20 protein-coding genes and 1 pseudogene are annotated in these 25130 nt (G+C 67.1%); 11 read left to right on the forward strand and 10 right to left on the reverse strand.

Features of this window, described 5'->3' with window-relative positions:
- Nucleotides 1–39: 39 nt before the first annotated feature.
- The 5 genes from AAFP35_RS08035 (at nt 40) to AAFP35_RS08055 (ending at nt 3772) form a co-directional block, all read left to right on the forward strand.
- Nucleotides 40–507, forward strand: a complete 468-nt coding sequence (locus AAFP35_RS08035) for a DUF4307 domain-containing protein (RefSeq protein ID WP_419221032.1) — start codon at nt 40–42, stop codon at nt 505–507.
- A complete protein-coding gene (locus AAFP35_RS08040; protein ID WP_419221164.1) occupies nt 495–1259 on the forward strand; it encodes a queuosine precursor transporter in 765 nt (254 codons plus the stop codon). The genes AAFP35_RS08035 and AAFP35_RS08040 overlap by 13 nt, the downstream gene beginning before the upstream one ends.
- Nucleotides 1260–1389: 130 nt before the next feature.
- On the forward strand, nt 1390–1878 hold the full coding sequence (gene greA, locus AAFP35_RS08045; RefSeq protein ID WP_419221033.1) for a transcription elongation factor GreA: 489 nt from the start codon (nt 1390–1392) through the stop codon (nt 1876–1878).
- Between the two features lie 454 nt (nt 1879–2332).
- Nucleotides 2333–3211, forward strand: a complete 879-nt coding sequence (locus tag AAFP35_RS08050) for an SGNH/GDSL hydrolase family protein (protein WP_419221034.1) — start codon at nt 2333–2335, stop codon at nt 3209–3211.
- Between the two features lie 249 nt (nt 3212–3460).
- The gene (locus tag AAFP35_RS08055; protein ID WP_419221035.1) at nt 3461–3772 is read left to right on the forward strand and encodes a hypothetical protein; all 312 of its coding nucleotides are present in this window, start codon (nt 3461–3463) and stop codon (nt 3770–3772) included.
- Nucleotides 3773–3814: 42 nt separating this feature from the next.
- Here the strand turns inward: AAFP35_RS08055 and AAFP35_RS08060 are convergent.
- A pseudogene (locus AAFP35_RS08060) lies at nt 3815–4618 on the reverse strand (phosphatase PAP2 family protein); the annotation flags it as partial.
- A 125-nt stretch (nt 4619–4743) separates the two neighbouring features.
- On the opposite strand from AAFP35_RS08060, the gene AAFP35_RS08065 reads away from it, so the two are divergent.
- The 3 genes from AAFP35_RS08065 to AAFP35_RS08075 are packed head-to-tail and all read left to right on the forward strand — an operon-like array spanning nt 4744 to nt 7796.
- On the forward strand, nt 4744–5925 hold the full coding sequence (locus tag AAFP35_RS08065; RefSeq protein ID WP_419221036.1) for a hypothetical protein: 1182 nt from the start codon (nt 4744–4746) through the stop codon (nt 5923–5925).
- Nucleotides 5926–5970: 45 nt separating this feature from the next.
- Nucleotides 5971–6957 carry an ATP-binding cassette domain-containing protein gene (locus AAFP35_RS08070; RefSeq protein WP_419221037.1) on the forward strand — a complete coding sequence of 329 codons (987 nt, stop codon included), beginning with the start codon at nt 5971–5973 and terminating at the stop codon, nt 6955–6957.
- On the forward strand, nt 6957–7796 hold the full coding sequence (locus AAFP35_RS08075) for an ABC transporter permease (RefSeq protein ID WP_419221038.1): 840 nt from the start codon (nt 6957–6959) through the stop codon (nt 7794–7796). Before AAFP35_RS08070 ends, AAFP35_RS08075 begins: the two co-directional genes overlap by 1 nt.
- A gap of 7 nt (nt 7797–7803) precedes the next feature.
- Here AAFP35_RS08075 and AAFP35_RS08080 read toward each other — a convergent pair whose 3' ends face one another.
- Nucleotides 7804–11085 (reverse strand): BTAD domain-containing putative transcriptional regulator, encoded by a 3282-nt coding sequence (locus AAFP35_RS08080; protein WP_419221039.1) that lies wholly within the window; start codon nt 11083–11085, stop codon nt 7804–7806.
- A 60-nt stretch (nt 11086–11145) separates the two neighbouring features.
- On the opposite strand from AAFP35_RS08080, the gene AAFP35_RS08085 reads away from it, so the two are divergent.
- Nucleotides 11146–11664: an SRPBCC family protein gene (locus AAFP35_RS08085; protein ID WP_419221040.1), complete on the forward strand. Its 519-nt coding sequence runs from the start codon at nt 11146–11148 to the stop codon at nt 11662–11664.
- Between the two features lie 92 nt (nt 11665–11756).
- On the opposite strand, the gene ilvA is transcribed toward AAFP35_RS08085, so the two are convergent.
- From ilvA to AAFP35_RS08100, 3 genes are read right to left on the reverse strand one after another with little or no spacing between them, the layout of a single operon-like run.
- Complete coding sequence (gene ilvA / locus AAFP35_RS08090) at nt 11757–12974, reverse strand: threonine ammonia-lyase (protein WP_419221041.1); 1218 nt, start codon at nt 12972–12974, stop codon at nt 11757–11759.
- Between the two features lie 41 nt (nt 12975–13015).
- Entirely contained in the window at nt 13016–14188 is a 1173-nt protein-coding gene (locus tag AAFP35_RS08095) for a cystathionine gamma-synthase (RefSeq protein WP_419221042.1), read from the reverse strand.
- A 37-nt stretch (nt 14189–14225) separates the two neighbouring features.
- Nucleotides 14226–15620: a cystathionine beta-synthase gene (locus AAFP35_RS08100; protein ID WP_419221043.1), complete on the reverse strand. Its 1395-nt coding sequence runs from the start codon at nt 15618–15620 to the stop codon at nt 14226–14228.
- A 134-nt stretch (nt 15621–15754) separates the two neighbouring features.
- Between AAFP35_RS08100 and AAFP35_RS08105 the strand changes: the two genes are divergently transcribed.
- Nucleotides 15755–16663, forward strand: coding sequence for an SGNH/GDSL hydrolase family protein (locus tag AAFP35_RS08105; protein ID WP_419221044.1), 909 nt, complete (start codon nt 15755–15757; stop codon nt 16661–16663).
- A 64-nt stretch (nt 16664–16727) separates the two neighbouring features.
- Nucleotides 16728–17951 carry an acetyl-CoA C-acetyltransferase gene (locus AAFP35_RS08110; RefSeq protein WP_419221045.1) on the forward strand — a complete coding sequence of 408 codons (1224 nt, stop codon included), beginning with the start codon at nt 16728–16730 and terminating at the stop codon, nt 17949–17951.
- Nucleotides 17952–18048: 97 nt separating this feature from the next.
- Here the strand turns inward: AAFP35_RS08110 and AAFP35_RS08115 are convergent, their stop codons facing one another.
- The 5 genes from AAFP35_RS08115 to AAFP35_RS08135 all read right to left on the reverse strand — a co-directional run bounded on the left by AAFP35_RS08115 (nt 18049) and on the right by AAFP35_RS08135 (nt 24993).
- On the reverse strand, nt 18049–19542 hold the full coding sequence (locus AAFP35_RS08115) for an MDR family MFS transporter (RefSeq protein WP_419221046.1): 1494 nt from the start codon (nt 19540–19542) through the stop codon (nt 18049–18051).
- A 288-nt stretch (nt 19543–19830) separates the two neighbouring features.
- Entirely contained in the window at nt 19831–20685 is an 855-nt protein-coding gene (locus AAFP35_RS08120) for a Bax inhibitor-1/YccA family membrane protein (RefSeq protein WP_419221047.1), read from the reverse strand.
- 130 nt (nt 20686–20815) lie between these two features.
- Entirely contained in the window at nt 20816–21505 is a 690-nt protein-coding gene (locus AAFP35_RS08125) for a TetR/AcrR family transcriptional regulator (RefSeq protein ID WP_419221048.1), read from the reverse strand.
- Nucleotides 21459–23759: an MMPL family transporter gene (locus AAFP35_RS08130; protein WP_419221049.1), complete on the reverse strand. Its 2301-nt coding sequence runs from the start codon at nt 23757–23759 to the stop codon at nt 21459–21461. The genes AAFP35_RS08125 and AAFP35_RS08130 overlap by 47 nt, the downstream gene beginning before the upstream one ends.
- A gap of 43 nt (nt 23760–23802) precedes the next feature.
- Nucleotides 23803–24993: an oxygenase MpaB family protein gene (locus AAFP35_RS08135; RefSeq protein ID WP_419221050.1), complete on the reverse strand. Its 1191-nt coding sequence runs from the start codon at nt 24991–24993 to the stop codon at nt 23803–23805.
- Nucleotides 24994–25130: the final 137 nt, after the last annotated feature.

A 25130-nucleotide genomic window follows, 5' to 3' on the forward strand; every position in this document is an offset into this window, starting at 1 on the left:
CCTTCGGATCGGTACGCCTCCCATGGTAGGTATTGACGCGTGAACAGTTCAGACGGGGGCACCGACGTCGGCCACGACCGGCCGCGCAGCGGACCCCGCGCGACGTATCCGACCGAGCAGTCGTCGACGAGTCGACGCCGGTGGTTCGTCGGTCTGTCCGTACTCGTCGTCGTGGCCGGGGTCGCTCTCGCCTGGCTGGGGTACACCAAGTTCGCGAGCCCCGACGTGTCCGGAGAGGCGACCGCCTATCAGATCCTCGATGATTCGACGGTCTCCGTTCAGTTCACCGTGACCCGTGCCGATCCTCAGACACCGGTGTCGTGCGTGGTTCGGGGTCGCTCCCGGGACGGCGACGAAACAGGTCGTCGCGAGATCCTGATCCCGGCCGGCGACCAGACCCAGACCGGGGTGCGCACCGAGGTGGCGACGTCGAAGCCGCCCGTCATCGGAGAGGTCTTCGGGTGCACCACGCATGTGCCCGCCTACCTCACCGCATCGACCCCGTGACGGCGAAGGCACGCGAACGGGCGGTCTTCGCCACCGTCTCGAGCCCTCACTACGCGTTTCTCTTGGCGTCGTTCGTCGGCGTCATGCTGATCAGCAACATCACCGGCACCAAAGGTGTCGTCCTGTTCGACGACTGGCTGCACGTCTCGCTGGGTCCGATCCAGATGGACGGCCTGGTCACCGACGGTGCATTCTACCTCTTCCCACTGGCATACGTGCTCGGTGACGTGATCAGCGAGGTGTACGGCTTCCGCGCGATGCGTCGCGCGATCCTCGCCGGATTCGCGATCCTCCTGCTCGCCTCTATCTGCTTCTGGCTCACCATCGAGCTGCCTGCCGCCGAGTTCTACGACGGACAGGAGGCTTTCCGGACGGTCGCCGGGGTCGTCCCCCAGTTCCTGCTCGCCGGCCTCGCCGGATATCTGGCCGGCGAGTTCCTCAATTCCTTCGTGCTGGTCAAGATGAAGGAGCGCGCCGGAGAGCGACGCCTGTGGGCCCGTCTGATCGGGTCGACCGTCGTCGGCGAGTTCGCCGACACGCTGGTCTTCTGTTCGATCGCGGCATCCGCGCTGGGCATTTCCACGTGGGGTGATTTCGTCAACTACACCATCGTCGGATTCATCTGGAAGACGTTGGTGGAGATCGCGATCATGCCGGTGACCTACCTCGTCGTCGGGTGGCTCAAGAAGGCCGAACCCTCCTACCAGGAGGCGCTCCAACACGCCCGACCACCAGTCACCGATGTGCTTTAGCTCTCACCGGCTGCTACCCTGTATTGATACACGGCTCCGCGAGGGGTCGTGTTGCTGCATTTAGAGCAGTCCATTTGCCCAGGTCGGGAAATCCGATCCGGGCTGGCGGACAAAACAAAGGAGTTGACCGATGACCGACACTCAGGTGACGTGGCTGACCCAGGAGTCGCATGACCGCCTCAAGGGCGAGCTGGATTCACTGATCGCCAATCGACCGGTCATTGCTGCGGAGATCAATGAGCGCCGCGAAGAGGGTGACCTCAAGGAGAACGGCGGCTACCACGCGGCCCGCGAGGAGCAGGGCCAGCAGGAAGCACGTATTCGCCAGCTGCAGGAGCTGCTCAACAACGCGAAGGTGGGCGAGGCGCCCACCCAGTCGGGCGTGGCATTGCCCGGATCCGTCGTGACCGTCTACTACGACGGCGACGAGGCCGACAAGGAGACCTTCCTCATCGCGACCCGCGAGGAGAGCGCGTCGTCGATCGAGACCTATTCACCGAGCTCCCCGCTCGGTGCCGCGTTGATCGACGCCAAGGTCGGCGAGACCCGCGAGTACAGCGTGCCGAGCGGCGCCGTGATCAAGGTGACCCTCGTCAGCGCAGAGCCGTACCACGGCTGATCCCCCAGGCCGGTGACCGGCCGATCCGAACGATCCCGAACTCCCACGAACATGCGGCGCCATCGTCGCGGTTCGTGGGAGTTCTGCGTCGGCGGCAACCCCGCGCCCGTCGAACCCCACCTCGCCCGTCGAGCCCACACCTGCCGGTCGAGCCCACCCCTGCCGGTCGAGTAGCCACGAGCGAGCTTGCGAGCCCGAGGCGTATCGAGACCACGAATCGACCAACCGTCAGCCGAGTGTGCCCTCGCCGCTCGAGCCCACCCCACGCCGGTCGAGCCCCCGCCGGTCGAGTAGCCACGAGCGAGCCTGCGAGCCCGAGGCGTATCGAGACCACCCATCGACCAACCATCCACCGCCGGCCGCACCGCATCGGAACCTCCACGTCGAGCTCGATCATCGAATGTGATTCATGTCGCGTGCGCAATGCGATTGTGATCTGTGTTATATCTCAATTGTGAAACCGCGCGTATCGGCCCGCAGGCTCTGGGCCTCGTTCATCACTGCCGGGGCGGTCATCGCCTGTGCACCCGGAGCGGTCGCATCCGCGGCGCCCCAGGCGATCCCCGTCGAGTACGTCAATCTCGGCGACAGCTACTCCGCCGGGTCGGGCGTCTTACCGACGGCCCCCGGAACCCTGCCCCAGTGCGCGCAGTCGAACATCAACTACGCGCACCTCATCGCGGACCGGACCGCCGTGCGACTGACCGATGTCAGTTGCGGCGGAGCCAAGACCGACGATTTCTACCGCGCCCAATACCCCGGTCTGAAACCACAACTCGAGGCGTTGTCGCCGCGGACGCGCTTGGTCACGTTCATGATCGGCGGCAACGACGGTGACATCTTCGGCAGCACCGTCGCCAAATGTGTTGCAGCAGCAGCATCTTCACCGGGAGCCAACGCCCCATGCAAGCAGCAGTACGGCAATTCGATCGCACGTCAGATCCGGACTGAGACCTTTCCCAAGCTCCTTCGCGCCTACACGGCCATTCGGGCACATGCCCCGCGTGCCCGTGTCGCGGTGGTCAACTATCCGTGGATTCTGCCCGCCAAACCGCAGGTGTGCCCCGACTTCCCCATCGCGCCAGGCGATGTCACCTACACCCACGGCATCCAGGCCACACTGAACGACGCGATCCGTCGGGCCGCCGCGATCACACGCCTCACCTACGTCGACGCCGCGGCCGCATCGATCGGTCACGACAGTTGCAAGCCCAAGGGCGTGCGCTGGATCGAACCGTTGATCAGTGACGTCCAGTCGGTGACGGTGCACCCGAACGCGCTCGGCGAACGTGAGATGGCCGCCGTCACCCTGCGCACCCTCGCCCGCCGCTGAACTTTCCGGCGAGTCCCGGCGCGCCACGCGCTATCCGCAGAACCTCCTCGCAGAGCGGTGTGTAGCTTCACCCATCTTTGCCTGGAACCTCCGCGACCATCGGGCGAGGTCTCGGACCGTGGATGGGTCACCTCAGCAAAGGCGCTCTCGACGCGAACGTAGGTGCTGTCGGCGAAACCCGACCGCACGCACAGCAAATCCACAGCCGGAGCCAAGACCGTCCCCAACCTGCGGGTTCATCCTCGAAACATGAGGAAATCCACCCGCACAGAAGTCCCGTTGGTCGTCCTCGACGACGACGCGGCCGTGCTGGAACATGCCCGGTCGCTGTTCCGGCACGGTGTCCCGCTGGCTGTCATCAGCAGCCACTATTCAGAGGTCGTCCCGTTCATGCTCGGCAACAACGGACGCACCGTCGCCCTGGTCGCCGACGTCGACGACCCCGACCAACTCGCCGGTGCCATCACGGTCGTCGAGGGGCGTCTGGGCCGCGTCGGTTCGGTCGTGCGCTACGGCACCGACCTGCCGGCCGATCGACGCGTCCACGCCCCCGCCGCCTGAACGATTCCTTCGTCGCGGCGCGCAGACGATCACCAACGCCACCGCGATCACCGCGGCAATCGCCACGACGTCGAGGATGTAGTGATTGGCCGTACCGACCACCACGAACGTCGTCACCAGCGGATAACACACACCCAGGACACGCACCCACGTCCGACGAGCGTGCAGCGCGATCATCAGCCCACTCCAGATCGCCCAACCACAATGCAGTGACGGCATCGCCGCGAACTGATTGGTCATCGACTCCGGGCCTGGCGAGCCGGACGCCTCCCACCATCCCCAACTCGACGTCTGCGCCATGATGTCGACGTATCCCGGATACATGCGCGGCGGAGCGGTGGGCATCAGATAGAACCCGGCCAACGCCATCACCGTGGTGAGCGCCAACACCAGCGACGCCCGCCGATAGCCGATTGCCACCGTGCCGCGCTGCCACCCTCCCCGATGTCTCCAGAACAGCCAGACGGCGACGCCGATGGTCACCCACCAGTGCAGTGTGTGGTACTCCAGCGCGCTCAGGTCGGCGATGAACGAATGCTCGTGCACCCATTGGTTGACCGGGAGTTCGATGTCGATGTGGAGCTGCTGCTCGATGTCCTGGATCAGTTGACCGTTGTCGAAGGCGCGGGGAATGTCCTTGCCGCCGAGGTTCCGCACCCAGGAGTAGGTCTGGTAGATCGTCCAGATGAGGATGATCTCCACCCACCATCGGGGTACAGAGAAGTAAATCCGTGCGCGTGCGAGCCAGACACGCAATAATGACGGTTGATTCCCCGCCGTCGGCACAGGTCCCGTCTGCGGACGGTCTCGCGATGTTATGGACATCGACCCCCCAACGGTTAACATTCAGCAAACAGCAGTGGTTGATATGTGCAACTAAGTATTACTCCACAGTAGACCGGGGAACCAATTCCATGCTCAATGTGGTTTCGCGTCAAGCGCGACACGTCCGACGTCACCATGTCGAGGCCTTGACCTACATCGGGTTCGGTGCCGGCGCGTTCACGTTGTTCAAGCTCTCGGGATTCGATGCGCACATCACCTGGGCCCACTCCGCGGCCATCGGTTATGCCGTTGCGGCGGTGATCTCCCTCGTTCCGCTGCCCGCCGGCGCCCACCGTCCGCGGTTGGCGCGCGTGGCGGCCCTGACCGGTGCGCTCGTGGTGCCCTTCGCGATGCTGCTCAACGGTCACCATCAGATGCAGAACGAAGTCGAGATCATCTCTCGCTCGGGCAGTCTGCTGATGACCAGCGGCGTCCCGTATGTGCACGACGCATCCGCGCTCTCCGACATCAATCCGTACCTGCCCGTGATGGCGATCTTCGGGATGCCTGCGGCGCTGATGACGCGCGCCGGGCTCGACCCGGGGAGCATGTGGAACATCGTCGGCGATCCGCGAATCTGGTGCGCCGCCATCGCGATCGTGGGGATCTGGGGATCCATGCGGCTACTCCACGCACATTCCGGGCGCGCGCGCCACATCGCGGTCCTGATGATCGCATCGCCCACTGTCGCGCTGGAGATGTGCGCCAGCGGCGTCGACCTCCCGTTGGCCGGCTTCCTGGTGTTGGGGCTGGCCCTGGCCGCCACCCGGCATCCGGTGACGGGCGCGCTGTGCATCGCCGCCGCCGTCGCGATCAAATGGGTTGCGCTGCTGAGCCTCCCGATCGTGTTGGCGCTGTTGGTCACCCGGTACGGATGGCGCGTGGCCGCACGCTTCGGTGGTGTGTTCCTGGCGGCGTCGGCCGTGTTCATGCTGCCGGCGATCCTGTCCATATCGGACACCATCGCCCAGGTCTTCGAGTTCCCCGCAGGCATCGGTGCGGTCGCCACGCCGGCGCAGAGCCCCATGCCGGGTGTGCTCCTCGCATCACTCGGGACGGCCGGGCGACTGACCGACATGGTGTTGCTGACCGTGTGCGGGATCGTTCTCGCCTACGTACTCGTCCGTCGGCCCCCGACGACGTTCTCGACCGCGGCCACCTTCATCGGCATCGGCTTCACCTGCTTTTTCCTGTTCGCCCCGGTGGGCCGCTTCGGGTACCTGTTGATCCCGATGCTGCTGTTCGGCCTGGCCTACATCGCGCGGCGGACCGAGCAGCCACGCAGGGTCACGAAAGCGCCCTCGGACACCCTGGTGAGCGCCGTGTAAGGACGCGTAAGTCCCACGACAGTGCCTGCGGGCAAGGTCGTGGCCATGACAGATACCACCTCCACCGGCCTCGCCATCGAAGCGCGCGGGCTGGTCAAGCATTTCGGATCGACCCGCGCCGTCAACGGCGTGGATCTGGTCGTGCCAGAAGGATCGGTGTACGGCGTGCTCGGACCCAACGGGGCCGGGAAGACCACCACGGTGAGCATGCTCGCCACCTTGCTGCGGCCGGATTCCGGTAGTGCCACCGTGTTCGGTCACGACGTGGTGTCCGAGGCCGTCGCCGTGCGATCGCTGGTCGGTGTCACCGGGCAGTACGCCTCGGTCGACGAAGACTTGACCGCCACCCAGAACCTCGTCCTGTTCGCTCGACTGCTCGGATTCTCCCGTCCGGCATCGCGTGCCCGCGCCGAGGAACTGCTCGAGGAGTTCTCCCTCACCGAGGCCGCCAACCGGCCGTTGAAGAACTTCTCGGGCGGCATGCGCCGACGCCTCGACCTCGCGGCCAGCCTCATCGACACACCGCCACTGCTGTTCCTCGACGAACCGACGACGGGTCTCGATCCACGCACCCGCGCCCAGATGTGGCAGACCATCCGCAATCTCGTCGATCGCGGCTCCACGGTGCTGCTCACCACCCAGTACCTCGACGAGGCCGATCAACTCGCGGACCGCATCGCCGTCATCGACCACGGTGTCGTGATCGCCGACGGTACCGCCGACGAACTGAAGCAGTCGGTGGGGGCGAGCACGCTCCAGCTGGTTCCGGCCGATCGCGCCGACGTCCCGCAGGTGTGCCGCATCGTCGAATCGGTGCTCGGAGAGTCGACGACGGTCAGCCCCGAAGCCGCACGCGTCTCCGCGGCGCTGCAGCGGTCCGAGCTCGTTCCCGACGTGCTGATCGCCCTGCGCGAGAACCATATCCGCATCGAGGAGATCAACGTCCAGAAGCCGAGCCTGGACGAGGTCTTCCTCACCATCACCGGCAAGCCCGCCGACGCCACCGACGAGAAGAAGCAGGAGGCAGCCTGATGACCGCCACCACCATCGACGACGCCGTCAGCAGCGGCGCCATCACCACCAGACCTGCACGCCTGCAGGCCAAGACGTCGGTCAGCCTGGCCGAGACCATTCGACAGTCCTTCTCGATGGCCTATCGGGGCGTACTGAAGATCCGGCACAACCCGGAGCAGCTCTTCGACGTCACGATCCAGCCCATCATCTTCACGCTGATGTTCACCTACATCTTCGGTGGTGCCATCAGTGGTGACGTGAGTTCCTATCTCCCCGTGATCATCCCGGGCATCATGGTGCAGACGGTGGTGATGACGTCCATCGTCACCGGCACCCAGCTGCGCGAGGACATGGACAAGGGGGTCTTCGATCGATTCCGATCCCTGCCCATCGCACGGATCAGTCCGCTGGCCGGCGCCCTGCTCGCCGACGTGATCAGGTATCTGATCGCATCCGTTCTGACCATCGTGATGGGCGTCATCATGGGGTGGCGACCCGACTTCTGGGGCGTCGTCGCGTCGGCCCTGCTCGTGATGATCTGCAGCTTCGCGGTGTCCTGGATCTTCGCTCTGATGGGCTGCCTGATGAGCAAGGCCTCAGCGGTGCAGGGCATCTCGATGCTGATCATGTTCCCGCTCACCTTCATGTCGAACGCCTTCGTGCCGGTGGACACGATGCCGGGCTGGCTGCAGTCGTTCGTGAACGTGAACCCGGTCAGCCATCTCGTCACAGCGGTCCGTGAACTCACCGCGAACGGACACGTCGGTATCCACGTGCTCTGGGCCCTGATCGGGGCCGCAGTGATCACGGCGGTCTTCGCCCCGCTGGCCGTGCGCGCCTACATGCGCAACGCGTGACCTGACATCACCCGCGGCCCATGCCGCTCCCCCGCGGCGCCAGGATGGTTCGGACCTCGTCCACCGCCTGGCGTCGCGGAATGCTCTCGGTGTCGGCGATCAGCGAATCCCACTGTTGCGCAGACAGTCCGGAACACTCGGCCATCGTCGAGTAGGCATGGTGGGTCGCCGGATAGTCTTGTCGGGCGCCCAATCGTCGGGCCAGGGCCAACAGTCGGGGTCCGTCCGGAGTCGACGGCTCGGTCACGCACAACAGATACCCGACGGCCATCGCGACCGATCCCGCCTGCGGGAGATCGATCCACCCGCTGGGGCCAAGCGTCGATTCCAGGCTGTCGATGACCAGTACCAACAAGTCGTCGATACGGGTGATCTCCCCCGTGCGCACCAATCCGATCATCGCGGCGCTGATCAGCATGACCGCGCCGGGATCCTGGGCACCCAGCGGATGCTCGCGGGCCACCAACGCCCCGGCCCGCCGGAAGAGATCCGATCCCTGCTCGAGATGCCCACGCGCATACTCCAGCTCGGCGAAGCCCACCATCATGCCGCCGACGACCTCGGGATTGCCCTGCGGATCGGGTTCCGACGGCTTCCACCCGTCGGCCAATACGGCGAGTTCGGCCTCCGCCTCGTCCAGGTGGCCCAGTGCCACCAGCGTGGCCACCAGGTAGGCCCGCGTCTGCAGTTCGTCGTCGCGAGCCCCCATACGTGCCAGCTCCGCGATGCCACCTCGGTAGTAGCCAACGGCGGTGTCCCACTGTGCCTGTTGGCCGAAGATGTTGCCGAGCGTCACCTGGCTCATCGCACCCATCCAGCTGTTGGCGTACCGCTCGGCTATCTCGCGCAACGCCAGGCCGTCACGAAGCGCCTGATCGAGTCTGCCGAGATTCTCCCGGGCGTTCAGTCGGATCGCCAAAGCGGACGTGCGCACCTGCTCGTCTGCCGCCTTCGTCGCGCGGACGACCACCCGGAAGGCCGTCGACGGTGTCCGACTGATCGCGCACGCCGACAGCATCTCGGTCGCCTCGTCGAAGATCCGCTCCGGACGGTGGAGCAGACGAATGTAGTAGCGCCCCAACGCCACCGCCCGAAGATTCCGACGCATCGCCTGATGCGCCATCGCGGCGAGCACGGTCGCCTGCCACCGACGGCGTGTGGCGTCGTCGGGATCACGGGGTGGTCGAGGCAGAGAGCCGAGAAGCCGCTCGCCCCACGACATCACCTCCCCGTGCAGGCCACGCGCCATCCAGAAACCGGCAAGCGAGGGGTACACGCCGACGACGGTGGCGATCGCCTCGTCCCGACGCTGCGGGTCCGGATCCCGCACCGATTCGACGGCACGGCGCAGCACCCACACGAGATTGTCCACGTCGGCGGCGATCCGGTCGAAGAACTTCTCGTCGACCCCCTCGTCGAACTGCTCCTCGATGCGCTCGGCGAATCCTCGCGCCCAACGCCACATGGCTCGATCCACCGCATCGGACTCGTAGGTGTCCTCGGCCGTCGTCAACATGCGATCACCGAACTCCCGCACCATTTCCAGCATGCGGTAGCGGATGTGACCGGACGACTCGACGACGGTCAGCAACGACTGGTTCACCAGCGCCTCGAGCGTGTCCAACAGACCGACACCACCCTGGCCGATGACGATTGCAGCGGTGTCCGCGGTGAACCCGGCCGGTAGCCTGCACAGGCGCCGCATCGCTGCCTGCGCGTCGACATCGAGGAGGTCCCAACTCCATTCGATGACCGCGTACAGCGTGCGATGCCGGTCCGGTACGGTGCGATCGGCACCGCGCAGCAACGCGAATCGTTCGGCAAGGCGCTGGGAGATCTCGCCGACTGTCATCGTCCGGATGCGCGCCGCCGCGAGCTCGATCGCCAGCGGCAGACCGTCGAGGTGCCGGCAGAGCTCGGCGATCTGGGCCCGCGGCAGCCGCGCATCCGGTCGGACGGCCAACGCCCGCCGGGTGAAAAGCTCGACCGCCGAACCGTTCTCGCCGACATCGAGCACCGGCAACAGATAGATCTGCTCGGCAGCCAACATCAGCGGTGAGCGGCTGGTGGTGAGGATGGACAGCTGCGGCTCGGCGGCCAGGAGGTCGGCGGCGACCCGCGCGCACCGATCGATGACCTGCTCACAGTTGTCGAAGATCAGGACCGCCTGTTGCCCTCGCACCGCGTCGACAAGGCGGTCGGCCAGGTCACCGACCGCCAGCCGTGGGCGGCCCCCGCCGCCGATGTCGGTCTCGCCGACGCCCAGTGCGGCCGCGATGGCCGCGACGACGTCGTCGTCGTTGCGGATGGGTGCGAGCGGCACGTAGAACACCGGACGTCCGGCCTCGGCCATCGCGTCGCCCACCCGATGGGCGACGCGCGTCTTGCCCACGCCACCCGGACCCTGGATGGTCACCAGGCGATGGCGCTTCAACAGGTCGACGATCGCGGTCAGGTCGTCGTCGCGGCCGATGAGATCGGACGCGTCGACCATCAGCCCGACGGTGCGGGCCCGACGTGGTCGCGTCGAGGCCGCGACCGCCGACGACCCGACGTCGGCGTCGGCGGAGCGCGACAACAGTTCGGTGTTGAGGGCTACGACCTGTGCGCCCGGATCCACGCCCAGGTGTTCCGACAGTGCACGCCGCAACCTCGCGAACACCGCCAGAGCATCGGCGATGCGGTTCTCCCCGGCCAGCGCGCGCATCAGATCCACGTGCGCGGACTCGTCCAACGGGTCTGCGTGGCACCGTGTGTCGGCGATCTCGCGCGCCAACGCGTAGTCTCCTGCGGCCAGCGCGGCACCGGTACGCCGCTGATCGAGGAGGTTCCGCAGTCGGTCGGCCCGGCGCCTGAGCTCGTCGTCGAGGCCCCCGGTGTCCTCACCGAGGTCGTCGCCCGGCGCACCGCGCCACCAGCGCGCGGCACGGTCGAGATCATTCGGATCGGTGGACTGCGCGAGCTCCTCGACGATGTTCAGATCCGTTCGGCAACCGACGAGGCGGTAGCCGTTGGCCACCCCCTCCAGTCGACCCGGCCCCAACAGCTGGCGCAGCCGCGACACCTGCGTGTGCAGGGCCGACACCGGGGATCGTGGTGGCTCGTCGCCCCACACGTCGTCGATCAACCGCTCTGCTGATCGGGTGCGGCCGTCGGCCGATGCCAGCGAGACGAGCAGGCGACGGGCGCGCAGGCCCGGAACGGGGGTCAACTCCTCGGGCCCCGCGTCCGTCCCGACCGCGACCGGTCCGAGCAGACCGATCACGGTGACACCGTCGGATGCAGACACCCAGCCAGGTTAGCCCCACACGGTCCGCCCGCCGGTCAAGGGCGTGTATGAATGGAACGCATGGCGCGTAGCTACCAACTCGACGAGATCGACCTCGACTTCTTCGACAACGCCCCGGTCACCTACCGGATCGACGTGAATCTGCCTGTGACACCGCAGCGGGCATGGGCCGAGCTCACACGCCAGCACACCTTGGACTGGTGTCGTCCGATCAGATCGACCGAGTTCACCTCGCCTGCCCCCTACGGCGTGGGCACCACCCGGCAGGCATCGCTCGGACCGGGGTTCGCGAGTCTGTCCGAGTACTTTTTCGTCTGGGACGAGGATGCCGAGACCGGCAACTACCGCAACGCCTTCCGCGCGGTGAGTGCCAACACCCCTGGGCTCCGACGCTTCGGTGAACTCACCGAGGTGCGACCGGCCGACGTCGGCTGCCGGCTCGTCTGGTCGTTCGCCCTCGAACTGACCACGTCGGCCAAACCCGTCATCGCGTTCTCCGGACCGACCGCGAGTTCGGTGTTCAAGATGGTCGAGACCGACACCGTGCGGCATTTCGCGAAGCTGTCCCCGCAGACCTGAGCGTCCGCGCACAGCGAATCCGGTGTGCCCGTCGCGCCCCTCACAGCGGCGGGCGCGCACGGCCGCGTCGCTCGACGAGTAGTGCGGGTCCGTCAGGTGACCGTCGGTGTGGTGCGTAGGAAGCCCGCTTCCGACAACGCATCCCGAACGACGCGCTGATGCTCGGGCCCCTGGGTCTCCACGCTCACCGTCACCTGCACCTCCCCGAGGTACAGATCGTCGGCGACACGCGAATGCACCACGTCGACGACACTGGCACCGCGGTCTCGGAGCAACTCCAGCAGGGTGATCAGGCCGCCGGGACGATCGGACACGGTCGCGGTCACGGTCAGGAAGCGCCCGGCCGCACTCAACCCGTGCGTCGTCACATGGCTGAGCAGCAGCGGGTCGATGTTGCCGCCGGACAACACGATGCACACCGGCCCCGGCACGTCGTCGAGCAGCCCGCTCATCGCTGCGGCCACACCGGCCGCGCCTGCCGGCTCCACCAACAACTTGGCGCGTTCGAGCATCAGCAGCAATGCCGTCGACAGCGCCTCCTCACCGACCGTGACCACATCGTCGACGAGGGCGTCGATGTGCTCGAAGGGCACATCACCCGGCCGGGCCACGGCGATACCGTCGGCCATCGTGCTCATCGCCTCGACCGCCACCGGCCGACCGGCCTGGAGCGATCCGGGCCAGGCCGCGGCACCGGTCGCCTGCACGCCGACCACACGCACCTGTGGGCGGCGCAGTTTCACCGCGGCGGCCACCCCGGCCAGCAGTCCGCCACCACCGAGCGGGACCGCGATGGCGCCGACATCGGGCAACTGGTCACAGATCTCCGCGCCGACCGTCGACTGTCCGGCCACGATGTCGGGGTGATCGAACGGATGGATCATCACCGCGCCGGTCTCGGCGGCGTGTTCGCGAGCCGCGACGAGGGCCTCGTCGACCGTCTGTCCGGTCAGGATCACCTCGGCGCCATAGGCTTCGGTGGCCGCGATCTTGGGCAGCGCCGCGCCGACCGGCATGTACACGCGGGAATCGATTCCCAGACGGCTCGCCGACCACGCAACGCCCTGCGCATGATTGCCTGCACTGGCCGCGACCACCCCGCGAGCGCGTTCCGACTCGCTCAAACGCGAGATCCGCAGGTAGGCGCCCCGCGGCTTGAACGATCCGGTGCGCTGCAGATTCTCGCACTTGAGCCAGACGTCGTGGCCGATCCGCTCGGCGAGAACCCGCGAGGCGACCAACGGGGTCCGGCGCATGACACCGTCGAGCGCCCGGGTGGCCGCGTCCACATCACCTGAGGTCAGGAGCACGCCCCTGAACCTACCTTCGCAACAGGGTCAGGACAGCGGAGTCAGGACAGCGCGTTCTCGAGGTCTCCGAGGAGATCGGCGATGTCCTCGATACCCACCGACAGACGCACCAGATCGGCGGGCACCTCGAGCAGCGAACCGGCGGTCGAGGCATGCGTCATGGCGCCCGGATGTTCGATCAGCGATTCGATCCCACCGAGCGACTCGGCCAGGGTGAACACCTCGGTACGTGCGCAGAACTCCTGTGCCGCAGCCTGTCCGTCCTTGAGGCGCACCGAGACCATGCCACCGAACCGGCGCATCTGCTTGGCCGCCACCGCATGCCCCGGATGCTGCGCCAGGCCCGGGTAGAGCACCGAGTCGATCTTCGGGTGCGCGGAGAGGTATTCGACGACCTGCTCGGCGTTGTCGCAGTGCCGATCCATCCGGACGGCGAGGGTCTTGACCCCGCGCATCGTGAGGTAGGCGTCGAACGGGCCGGGCACCGCACCCGCGCCGTTCTGCAGGAATGCCACCGCATCGTCGAGTTCCTCGTCGTTGGTGACCAGTGCGCCGCCGACCACGTCGGAGTGCCCACCGAGGTACTTCGTCGTCGAATGCAACACCACGTCGGCCCCGAGTGTGATCGGCTGCTGCAGGTATGGCGAGGCAAACGTATTGTCCACCACCAGCTTTGCACCGGCCTCGTGCGCGACCGCGGCGATCGCCTCGATGTCGCCGACGTTGAGCAGCGGATTGGTCGGGGTCTCGATCCACACCAGCTTGGTGGCCGGGGTGATCGCGGCACGCACGGCGTCCACGTCGGACACCGGCGCCGGGGAGTAGGTGATCCCCCACTGCGAGAACACCTTGTCGATCAGCCGGAAGGTGCCGCCGTAGGCATCGTTGGGGATCACCAGGTGATCACCGGGGCGCAGCGTGGCGCGCAACAGGGCGTCCGTCGCGGCCATGCCCGACGCGAACCCTCGTCCGTAGGAACCCTTTTCCAACGCCGCCAGGTTGGCCTCGAGGACACGTCGGGTCGGGTTGCCGGTACGCGCGTATTCGAAGCCGTCACGCAGTCCGCCGACGCCGTCTTGAGCGAATGTCGAACTGGCATAGATCGGCACGTTCACCGCACCGGTACGCGGGTCCGGATCCCAGCCGGCGTGGATGGCCTGGGTGGAAAAACCTTGCCAGCGGGTCGAATCGACTGCGCTGCGCTGCTCGCTCATGGGCGCGACTCCTCTGTCGTGTGTCCGGGTGGTGGGGCTAGCCGACGATCGGGTGGGTACTGACGAACGCGAGCAGATCGTGCCGGGTGATGACGCCGATCGGCTTGCCGTCCTCGACGACCATCAGCGCGTCGGACTCGCTGAGCGCCTTGGTCGCCGCCGAGACCGGTTCCCCGGAACCGATGAGCGGGAACGGATCACCCATGTGTGCCGACACCGGATCGGCAAGGTTGGCACGTCCCTCGAAGACGGCGCTCAGCAGATCGCGCTCGGTGACCGCACCGGCCACCTCACCCGCCATGACGGGCGGCTCGGCCCCGACGACGGGCATCTGGGACACGCCGTACTCGCGGAGGATCTCGATGGCGTCGCGCAACGTCTCCTGCGGGTGGGTGTGCACCAGGTCGGGCAGCGCACCGGTCTTGCCGCGCAGGACGTCGCCGACGAGCGCTTCCTTGGCCTTGCCGTCAAGAGGGGTGCGCAGGAAGCCGTAGCTGCTCATCCACTCGTCGTTGAAGATCTTGGCCATGTATCCGCGCCCACCGTCGGGCAGCAGCACCACGACCACGGCGTCGGGGCCCTCACGTTCGGCCACCTGCAGGGCCGCCACGACCGCCATCCCGCAGGAGCCGCCGACCAGCAGCCCCTCCTCACGGGCCAGGCGACGGGTCATGTCGAACGAATCGGCGTCGGAGACCGCGATGATCTCGTCGGGCACCGCCGGGTCGTAGGCGGTCGGCCAGAAGTCCTCGCCGACACCTTCGACGAGGTAGGGACGTCCGGTTCCGCCGGAGTAGACCGACCCTTCGGGGTCGACGCCGACGACCTTGACCTTGCCGTCCGAGATCTCCTTGAGATAGCGCCCGGTGCCGGTGATGGTGCCGCCGGTTCCGACGCCCGCGACGAAATGGGTCACGGTGCCGTCGGTGTCGGCCCAGATCTCGGGGCCGGTGGTCTCGTAGTGACTCTGCGGCCCGGCCGGATTCGAGTACTGGTCCGGCTTCCACGCCCCGTCGATCTCACGTACCAGGCGGTCGGAGACGCTGTAGTAGCTGTCCGGATGGTCCGGTGCCACCGCGGTCGGGCACACCACCACCTCGGCGCCGTAGGCCTTGAGGACGTTGCGCTTGTCCTCGCCGACCTTGTCCGGGCAGACGAACACGCATTTGTAACCGCGCTGCTGGGCGACCAGGGCGAGACCGACCCCGGTGTTGCCGGAGGTGGGCTCGACGATGGTGCCGCCAGGCTTGAGTGCCCCGGACTCCTCGGCGGCGTCGATCATCCGAACCGCGATGCGGTCCTTGCTGCTGCCACCGGGGTTCAGGTACTCGATCTTGGCCGCGACCAGGCCCGAACCGGGTTTGGTGACCGAGTTGAGCTTGACCAGCGGGGTGTTGCCCACCAGGTCCACGACGTGATCCGCAATCCGCATGACCTCCATGGTCCCAGAGACCTCGAAGTGGATCGAACCCGGAGGTGAGAACCGGCTAAACTCGGGAGCCGTGCCCGAGTTCGAGCCCACCCACAGCGCCGAACCGTCCCGCGCCGGACGGCACTAGATCGGTCATGGACGGCAATCGGGTGCTGCGCGATGTGGGCGCGTCGATCGCGGCCACGGCGGCGAGCGCGGGCGCGTCCTGGGTTGCCTACAACTACCTCAACAACCAGGCCGCCGAGGCGCGCACGGTGATCCCGCATCGCACCGACAACGCCCCCGCGGGCGACGGCATCTACCTCCCGGACGGCACCGGTCCGTATCGCCGGACCCGTGACACCCGCGCCGATCTGTATCTGGTCGTCTTCGGCGACTCGACGGCGGCCGGACTCGGTGTCGATTCCGCCGAGCAGACTCCGGGTGTCCAGGTTGCGCGCCGGGTCGCGACGGAGACCGGCAAGGTGGTCCGCTACGCGAACAAGGCGATCGTCGGGGCCACCTCCAAAGGACTCGCGGCCCAGATCGAGGCCATGTTCATCACCGGCGAGCACCCCGACGTCGCGGTGATCCTCATCGGCGCCAACGACGTCACCGCGACCAACGGCATCCGGTCGTCGGCGCGACGTCTGGGCGCGGCGGTGCGCGTGCTGGTGGACAACGGCGCCAAGGTCGTCGTCGGGACCTGCCCGGATTTCGGGGTCATCACCGCGATCCCCCAACCGTTGCGGACTGTCTTGCGGCGCTGGGGACTTCAACTCGCCGCCGCCCAACGCGGCGCCGTCCGCGCGGCCGGCGGCCGACCGGTGCCGATGGCCGACATGCTCGCCAAGGAGTTCCTCGCGAAACCCGATCACATGTTCTCACCGGACCGCTATCACCCGTCCGCGGCGGGCTATGCACTGGCGGCCGACATCTTGATGCCCGAGGTCCTGTCGGCCATCGGCGCATGGGGGCCCGCACCACTTCCGCAGCCACCTGAGGTCTCCGAGACGGTCGAGCAGAACAAGCTCATGAGCCGTGTGCGACGGCTGCTGAGATGACCCCCGAACCAAGCAAGTGCTTGGGGGCTCGAAGCGCGTGACCACCGCCGGGTACGGTGATCACATGCCTGAAGCAGTCATCGTCGCCCATGCCCGCTCCCCCATCGGCCGCGCCGGGAAGGGATCTCTCAAAGACGTCCGCCCTGACGAACTCTCCCGTCAGATGGTCGCCGCCGCCCTCGCCAAGGTGCCTGCCCTCGACCCGAAGGACATCGAGGACATCCACTGGGGTATCGGACAGCCCGCCGGTCAGGGCGGTTACAACATCGGTCGGGTGATCGCGGTCGAGCTCGGCTACGACCACATCCCCGGCGTGACCGTCAACCGCTACTGCTCCTCGTCGCTGCAGACGACGCGTATGGCCCTGCACGCCATCAAGGCCGGTGAGGCCGACGTCCTCATCTCCGGTGGCGTGGAGAGTGTCTCCAGCTTCGGCATCTCCGGCGGCGCCGACGGCGCGCCGAACTCCAAGAACGCCGTCTTCGACGAAGCGATGGCCCGCACCGAGAAGGCCGCCGAGGGCGGCGCCCCGGCGTGGCACGACCCGCGTCAGGACGGACTGGTCCCCGACGTCTACATCGCGATGGGCCAGACCGCCGAGAACGTCGCCAGCTTCACCGGCATCTCGCGTGAAGACCAGGACCGCTGGGGTGTGTTGAGCCAGAACCGCGCCGAGAAGGCGATCGCCGACGGCTTCTTCGCCCGCGAGATCGACCCGGTCACGCTTGCCGACGGCACCCAGGTGGCCGCCGACGACGGGCCGCGCGCCGGCACCACCTACGAGAAGATCAGCCAGCTCAAGCCGGTGTTCCGGCCGGACGGCACGATCACCGCGGGCAACGCTTGCCCGCTCAACGACGGCGCCGCCGCCCTCGTCATCATGAGTGACACCAAGGCCAAGGAACTCGGCCTCACCCCGCTGGCCCGCGTCGTCGCGACCGCGGCCACCGGCCTGTCTCCCGAAATCATGGGCCTCGGACCCATCGAGGCGATCCGCAAGGTGCTGCGGGTGTCGGGGATGTCGTTGTCCGACATCGATCTCGTCGAGATCAACGAGGCCTTCGCAGTGCAGGTCCTCGGCTCCGCGAATGAGCTCGGCATCGACCACGACAAGCTCAACGTGTCCGGTGGCGCGATCGCCCTGGGCCATCCGTTCGGCATGACCGGTGCCCGCATCACCACCACCTTGCTGAACAACCTGCAGACCCACGACAAGACCTTCGGCATCGAGTCGATGTGTGTCGGCGGCGGTCAGGGCATGGCGATGGTGCTCGAACGCCTCAGCTGATCGGGTCACCGCCCGACCGGAACACACCGCGACCCCCGAGGACACGTTCCTCGGGGGTCGCGGTGTGTTTCGTTGTCCCGGAATGGTTCCCGCTGCGTCACGGAGCGGCCGTGACATCCTCGGGAGCCGGTTCCAGATCCACGGTCTCGTCACCGACGGCGGCAGGCCGCCGGATGAAGATCACGAGCGCCAGCAACACCAGGCTCAGCACCCCGGCGACGACGAACACACGTGCCACACCGTTCGAGACCGCCTCGGCGGCTTCGACTCCGGCGTCCATCTGGTTGGTCGACACCACCGTCATGATGGTGATGAACAGTGCGGTGCCGATGGCTCCGGCCACCTGCTGCAGGGTGCCGAGCACCGCTGATCCGTGCGAGTACAGTTTCGGCTCCACGGACCCGAGTGCCAGCGTCATCAACGGCGTGAAGAGCGCCGCCAACCCGACACAGAGGAGCGCGTTCGCCGACAGCAACCACCAGACCGTCGTCGACGGATCGATGGTGCTCAGCATCCACACGCCCGCACTCGCGAGCAGGGCGCCCGGGATCACCAGGACGCGCGGACCCCGGAGGTCGTAGATTCGCCCGACGATCGGTCCGGCCAGGCCCATCAGCAGGCCGCCGGGCAGCGTCAGCAGACCAGTTGTGAACGGGGTCAGCCCGAGCACCGTCTGCCCGAAGTACGGCACCACGATGAAGGTGCCGAGCATGACGGCCATGCCGACGATCATCGCGACGATGGACACACTGAACACCCGGGAGCGGAAGACCCGCAGATCCAGGAGTGCCCGGTCGTCGCGCTGCAGCATGATCTGCCGGACGACGAAGGCCACCAGTCCGAGACCGCCGACGGTGAACGGAATCCACAACGGCACGGGCGCGTCGCCCTCGGCCGCCTCACCGATCCCGGCGAGGCCGTAGACCAGCCCGCCGAAGCCGAGCACGGTCAGCGGCACCGACAGGTAGTCGATCGGGGTGGAGATGGTCTGTCCTACCGGCCGCACCAGGACGGCACCGATGACGAGCGCGACGGCCGCGATCGGGCCGACGAAACCGAAGACCCAGCGCCATCCGAAGTGGTCGAGGATGAATCCGGACACGGTGGGACCGAGCGCGGGTGCAACGGCGATGACGACCGAGATGTTGCCCATCATGACGCCGCGACGGTGCTCGGGGACGATGGTCATCACGGTGGTCATGAGCAGCGGCAGCATGATCGCGGTGCCGACCGCCTGGATCACCCGGGCGACCAGCAACACCTCGAATCCGGGTGCCGCGAAAGCGATCACCGTGCCGACGGTGAACGCCGACATCGCGACCACGAACAGCACGCGGGTCCCGGCGCGTTGGATGAGGAAGCCGGTCAGCGGGATCACGACGGCCATGGTCAGCATGAACGCGGTGGTCAGCCATTGACCGACGCTGGGTGGGACGTCGAGATCCTCCTGGAGCACCGGGATCGCGATGCTCATCACGGTCTCGTTCAGGATGACGACGAACGACGCGATCAGCAGGACGCTGATCACGAGCAGGTTCTCACGGGACAACCGGTCGTCGGAGGTCGACGACGCGGGGTGGGCAGCGGCCACTGATGCGGTCCTTCCACGAAACGGCGACGGGGCCGTTGGATGCGGGCGTTGATCGGGTCGACTCGTTCCGGCAGCGGAAATCATCGCGGCAGAGATCATCGCGGTGATATTCGGTGCGGGTGAGTCATGGTGCAGGCCGGGTCGACGGGACCGGGCATCACGGCTCAGAACATGCCACCGAACGTATCAACCAACACCGACACCACGCGACTGTATTTCCACCGGACACGACGAAACCCCGCGCCGACGGACGACGCGGGGTTTCGCGAGCGATCAGGCGACCGACTCCTAGTCGGAGTTGAAGTAGCTCAGCAGACGCAGGATCTCGATGTAGAGCCACACCAGGGTGACCGTGAGACCCAGGGCCACGCCCCAGGCGGCCCGCTCGGGCGCACCGGCCCGGATCAGGCGGTCGGCGGCGTCGAAGTCCAGCAGGAAGCTGAACGCGGCGAGCGCGATGCACACCAGCGAGAAGATGATCGCCAGCGGCCCGCCGTCACGCAGCCCGAAACCCGAACCGCCGTTGAACAGACCGACGATCAGGTTGCCCAGCATCAGGACGATGACGCCGATCATGCCGGCGAACAACATGCGGGTGAACCGCGGTGTCACGCGGATGGCGCCCACCTTGTAGACGAGCAACATCCCGAAGAACACACCGAAGGTTCCGAGGACGGCCTGACCGATGAGCGCACCGGCCGAGGCGTCACTGACCATCACGTCGGCGAAGACGAACGAGATCGAGCCGACGAACAGGCCCTCGAACAGGGCGTAGGCGAGGACGATCGCCGGTGAGTCCTGCTTGCGGCCGAACGAGGCGACCATCACCAGGACGAGGCCGACGATGGCGCCGACGCCCATCAGCAGGCCCGCGACGCCCGGGTTGGATCGGGACACGAAGAAGGCCGCGATGGCCGAGATGGTCAGCACACCGAGGGTCATCGCCGTCTTGGTGACGACATCGTCGATCGTCAGCTGGCGGCTGACCTGAGGTGCCTGCTGCGTGTAGGGATCGGTCTGCTGACCGAACTGATTCCACACGGCACCCTGCCCGGCGGCGGCCGCTCCGGTGCCGAAACCGGCCGCGCCGGTCTGGTTATCGCGGACCACACCGCGCATAACCGGATTGCTGCTCTCTCGCACCTATGTGCTCCTTACTCGCTTGTGGGTCTGCGGTGACAACGCCTCCCGAGGCCGGTTGGTTCCGGCTCAGATCCCCGACTTTACCTTCTCTTGACTTTCAGTGCGACAGACGACGGGCCGATGTCGTCGTTCAGGCTTGCGGTGCCCGCTGCGCACGCAACCAGGCGCGCACGTCAGAGGGGTCGTGGGCGGACGCGAGAGTGCCCAGGACGGTCCGTCCGAGACACACCGAACGCATCAGGGTCTCGGCCAGGACGAGGTCATCACCCCAGGGCAGTCCGGGCTTCGCGAGCATCAACGATGCCACGCCGTGAGCCGCGGCCCAGAACTCCAGCACCACCTCACGGACATCCGACTGTGGGAAGAACCCTTCTGCGGCCAGGTCGGTGACGGTGGCCGTCATTCGCGTGAACGCCGACGCGGCGAGTACCTCGTCGACCTTCGACGATCCGTCCGCGGCGGTCGGCCGGAAGGCGATGCGATACAGGACGGGGGTCGACATGGCGAACCGCACGTAGCCCATCCCCTGCTGCAACGCACGCTCGAGAGGATCGTCGACGCCCGCCGACACCTCGGCGAGTACACCGTCGAGTTGCTCGAAGTAGCGCGCGCACACCGCGTCGAGCAATGCCCCCTTGTCCGCGAAGTGCAGATAGATCGACGGAGGTGTCACCCCGACGCGACTCGCGACCGCGCGGATCGACACCGCGGCGTCGTCGCCGAGTTCGACCAACAGTGCCATCGCGGCCTCGATGATCTCCTCGGCCAGCAGTTCACCCGATCCGCGGGGCGACCGGTTGCGTTTCGTCGTGCTCGGCACTGCTCTCCTGGTTCGACGGTCCTGCTGTGGCGACCGGGGCGGGTTCCTCCGAGAGCCCGAATCGGTCGTGGAGCCGGCGCAGCGGTCCCGGTGCCCACCAGTTGGCGCGGCCTGCCAGACGCATGAACGCCGGGACCAGCAGCATCCGGATCAATGTGGCATCCATCAGGACGGCGAGGGTCAGCCCCACCCCAAACATACGCATGAACGACACCTCCGACGCCGCGATGCCCGCGAAGACGATGCTCATCAGCAACGCCGCAGCGGTCACCACCCGACCGGTCCGCGCCAGCCCGACGGCGACCGCATGATCGCTGCCGTCGCGACTGCGGTCCGAGGCCAACCATTCTTCGCGGATGCGACCGAGGAGGAACACCTCGTAGTCCATCGAGAGCCCGAAGGCGATGCAGAACATCAACACCGGGATCGTCGCCACGAGATAGCCGGTCGCCGTGGTCCCGAGTCCGTCGAGATGCCCGTCCTGGAAGAACCACACCATGGCACCGAAGGTCGCCGACAACGACAACACGTTGAGCACCAAGGCCTTCAGGGGCAGCACGACGCTGCCGGTGAACAGGAACAGGAGGATGAAGGTCGCCACGGCGATGGCGGCAAGCACCCACGGCAGGTGGGCGTAGATCGCGTCGACGGTGTCGGCGTTGGTCGCCGCGAGGCCGGTGAACATGACCTCCGCGCCGGCTGGCGGCGGAATCGCCCGCAGTTCGTCGAGTTGCGCCAGACCGTCGTCACCCATGGGTTCGAGGCCGGTGGACACCGACACGATCGCCACGTCGTCGCGGCGATCGGCGGGATCGCCGGGCGCCATCATCCGTCCGTTCACGAATGTCCCCGATGACGAGGTCGCCGAGTCGACATCGGCCACCAGCGAGAGTCGGGCGGTGTACGCCGCCAACGCGGCGTCATCGGTGACACCGGACAGGACCGCCGTGGCGGTCGACGACAGGTCCTGCGCGTACCCGTCCCGGACCTCCTCCTGGATCGCGTGCGACGTGGCCGACGGCGGCAGCACCCGATCGTCGGGGAAGCCGAATCGAATCCCCAGGAACGGCGCACCGAGGACGAGCAGCAGGATCGTCACCGACGCGGCCACCGGCGCAGCGTGACGCAACACGAACTGGACGCTGCGATACCAGCGGCTGTGTTCGATCGGACGCGGGACGGGTTCGGGCCTGCGCAGCAGTCGACGCACCGGACGGCGGATGTCGAGCGCATCGACTCGGGCACCGAGCACCATCAGGATCGCCGGGGTGAGGATCAACGCGGCGAGCACCGCGACCAACACCACACCGATGCCCGCGTACGCGAACGAGCGCAGGAAGTACATCGGGAAGATCGCCAACGCCGCCAGCGACAGCGCAACGGTCACCGCCGAGAAGGCCACCGTGCGCCCGGCGGTCGTCATCGTCGTCAGGATCGCCGCGGGCCGCGCCGAACCGTCGGCCACCTCCTCGCGATATCGGGTGACGATGAGCAGCGTGTAGTCGATGGCCAGCGCCAAACCCATTGCCGTGGTGAGGTTCAGGGCGAAGATCGAGACGTCGGCGAAACCGGCGATGAGACGCAGCAGCGCGAAGGTGCCGATGATCGCGACGATCCCGATCACCACCGGGAGCGCGGCGGCCACCAGACCACCGAAGACGACGATGAGCACCAGGAAAGTGATGGGGATCGCGATCGCCTCGGCGACAGCGAGATCCTTGGTGGTCTGTTCGTTGACCTGATGGAACACCAGCGCCTGACCACCCACCCGCATCGAGATCCCTTGCCGGTCACCGGTGAACCGGTCCTCGATGTCGGCGGCGTGGGCAGGCGCGTCCTCCTCACCGCCGGCGAGGGTCGCGACGATCAGCGCCGATCTGCCGTCTCGACTGACCAGTGCGGGCGCCAACGTCGGGTTCTGCCAGACAGACAGGATCGGCCGCTGCACGTAGTCGAGGCGTTCGAGTTCCGCGACGACGCCGGTGCCGACCCTGCGCGCCGCCGGATCGTCGGCCATGGCCGTCCCGGCGGGCGCGTCGAGTTTGATGACCACCTGCAGACCGCCGCGAGCGAACTGCTCGTCGAGGATGTTCTCCGCGCGTGACGATTCCGAATGCGGGTCGCTGTAGCCACCGGCCAGCAGGTGCTGCGCCGCGGTGGCCCCATACAACCCGGCCAGCACGAGCAGCAGGACCGCACCGGCGAGCACCGCGCGCGGCGCACGGAGAATCCATCGGGTCAAGGTCGCCAGCATGCGTGTCTCCCGCCAGTTGATTACCGGCGTTAAGTTACCAAGATTAACCAACCTCGGTCAACGGTGGATCGTCGACGGGCGGCAACCCGAGCCCACGTCGGACGGTGCGTAGTTCCCTGCGCACGACGGCACTCTCGGAGCCGAGCAGTCCGGTCGCACGAACCACCTCACGCAGCCGAACCGCGGGCCGGGCCACATCGACGAGATGATGGAGAGGGGTGCGGCGCAGCCCGAGCGCCCCGGCCGCCGGTCGCTCCACCCACCGGGTGCTGATCGACGAAAAGGATGTGGACAGAACCGGTTTGATGAACAGCCCCATCATCGTCACCATCGGAGCGGGCAGCGGCAGGGCGTTGTGCAGGTCGAACCCATCGCGCAGCAGCGCACGGGTCAACCGTTTGGACACCGCGTCGGGTTCGAGTTCGAACTCGGCGGCGATCGTGAACAGTTCCCGGGCGTCGGAGAAGTCGACCGGGAGCCGGTCCTCGTCGACACCGATGACGTATCCGATCCACCGCCACAGATGGCAGATCGCCTCCCGCTCGGCGCTGCTGTACCGGATACCCAGATCTCTGGCCACGATCAGTGGCAGCACCAGGAAGCCACCGGTGATGGTCAACTGGGAGTAGGTCTGATTGATCGGGATGCCCCACGCCTCGTCGTCCCAGACCTGCCCGGTACCCGACCGGTCGGTACGTAGGTGATCTCGAATCAGGGCATGCAACAACCGGATTCGTATCGTCGCCACCCAACCCGGCTGTCTGGGGGCCATCGCACCCGGTGTGGTCGCCTCGGCAACCCAGCGAGCGGTGTTCTGAACCCGTTCGAGGGTGCCGTCGCCGAGCCGCCCGGTCGCGGCGAGCGGACGGACGAAACCCTGCGCCTTGTAGCCGTAGATCAACGATTGGTACAGGGTGGACGACTGCAGCGTGCCGAATCTCCACCACGCACGCGCCCCGGCGTCGGCGAGCGCGGCATCGAACCACGGTGGCGACGATCCGGCCGCATCGAGCAACGCCGCGAGCGCAGGCGGCACCTCGACGGCCGCCGAACCTGTGTCGACGGCGGCGAGCAGTTGCGGCCAGGCCATCGAGCGCTCGTACATCTCGGCGATGACCGCGTCGGCGGCGTCGTCGGATCGCAGCAAACCGTCCTCGAGGCGTTTCACGACCTCGGGGTGGTCGGCCCGGACCGCATCCCAATTGCGCGCCCCGGTGATCGACGCGGCGTCCATGCCCCCATGGTGGACACCGCGAGTGCGCAGGTCAAGGATGCACGAACCGGTCGTGTCCGATCTGCCGAAACCCTACCCACACGGACGGCGGAACGTGTTCTAATTCCAGCTGATCCCATTCCCGCGAGTTCGATGGA

This window comes from Gordonia sp. CPCC 206044, assembly GCF_048537895.1.
Taxonomy (GTDB): domain Bacteria; phylum Actinomycetota; class Actinomycetes; order Mycobacteriales; family Mycobacteriaceae; genus Gordonia.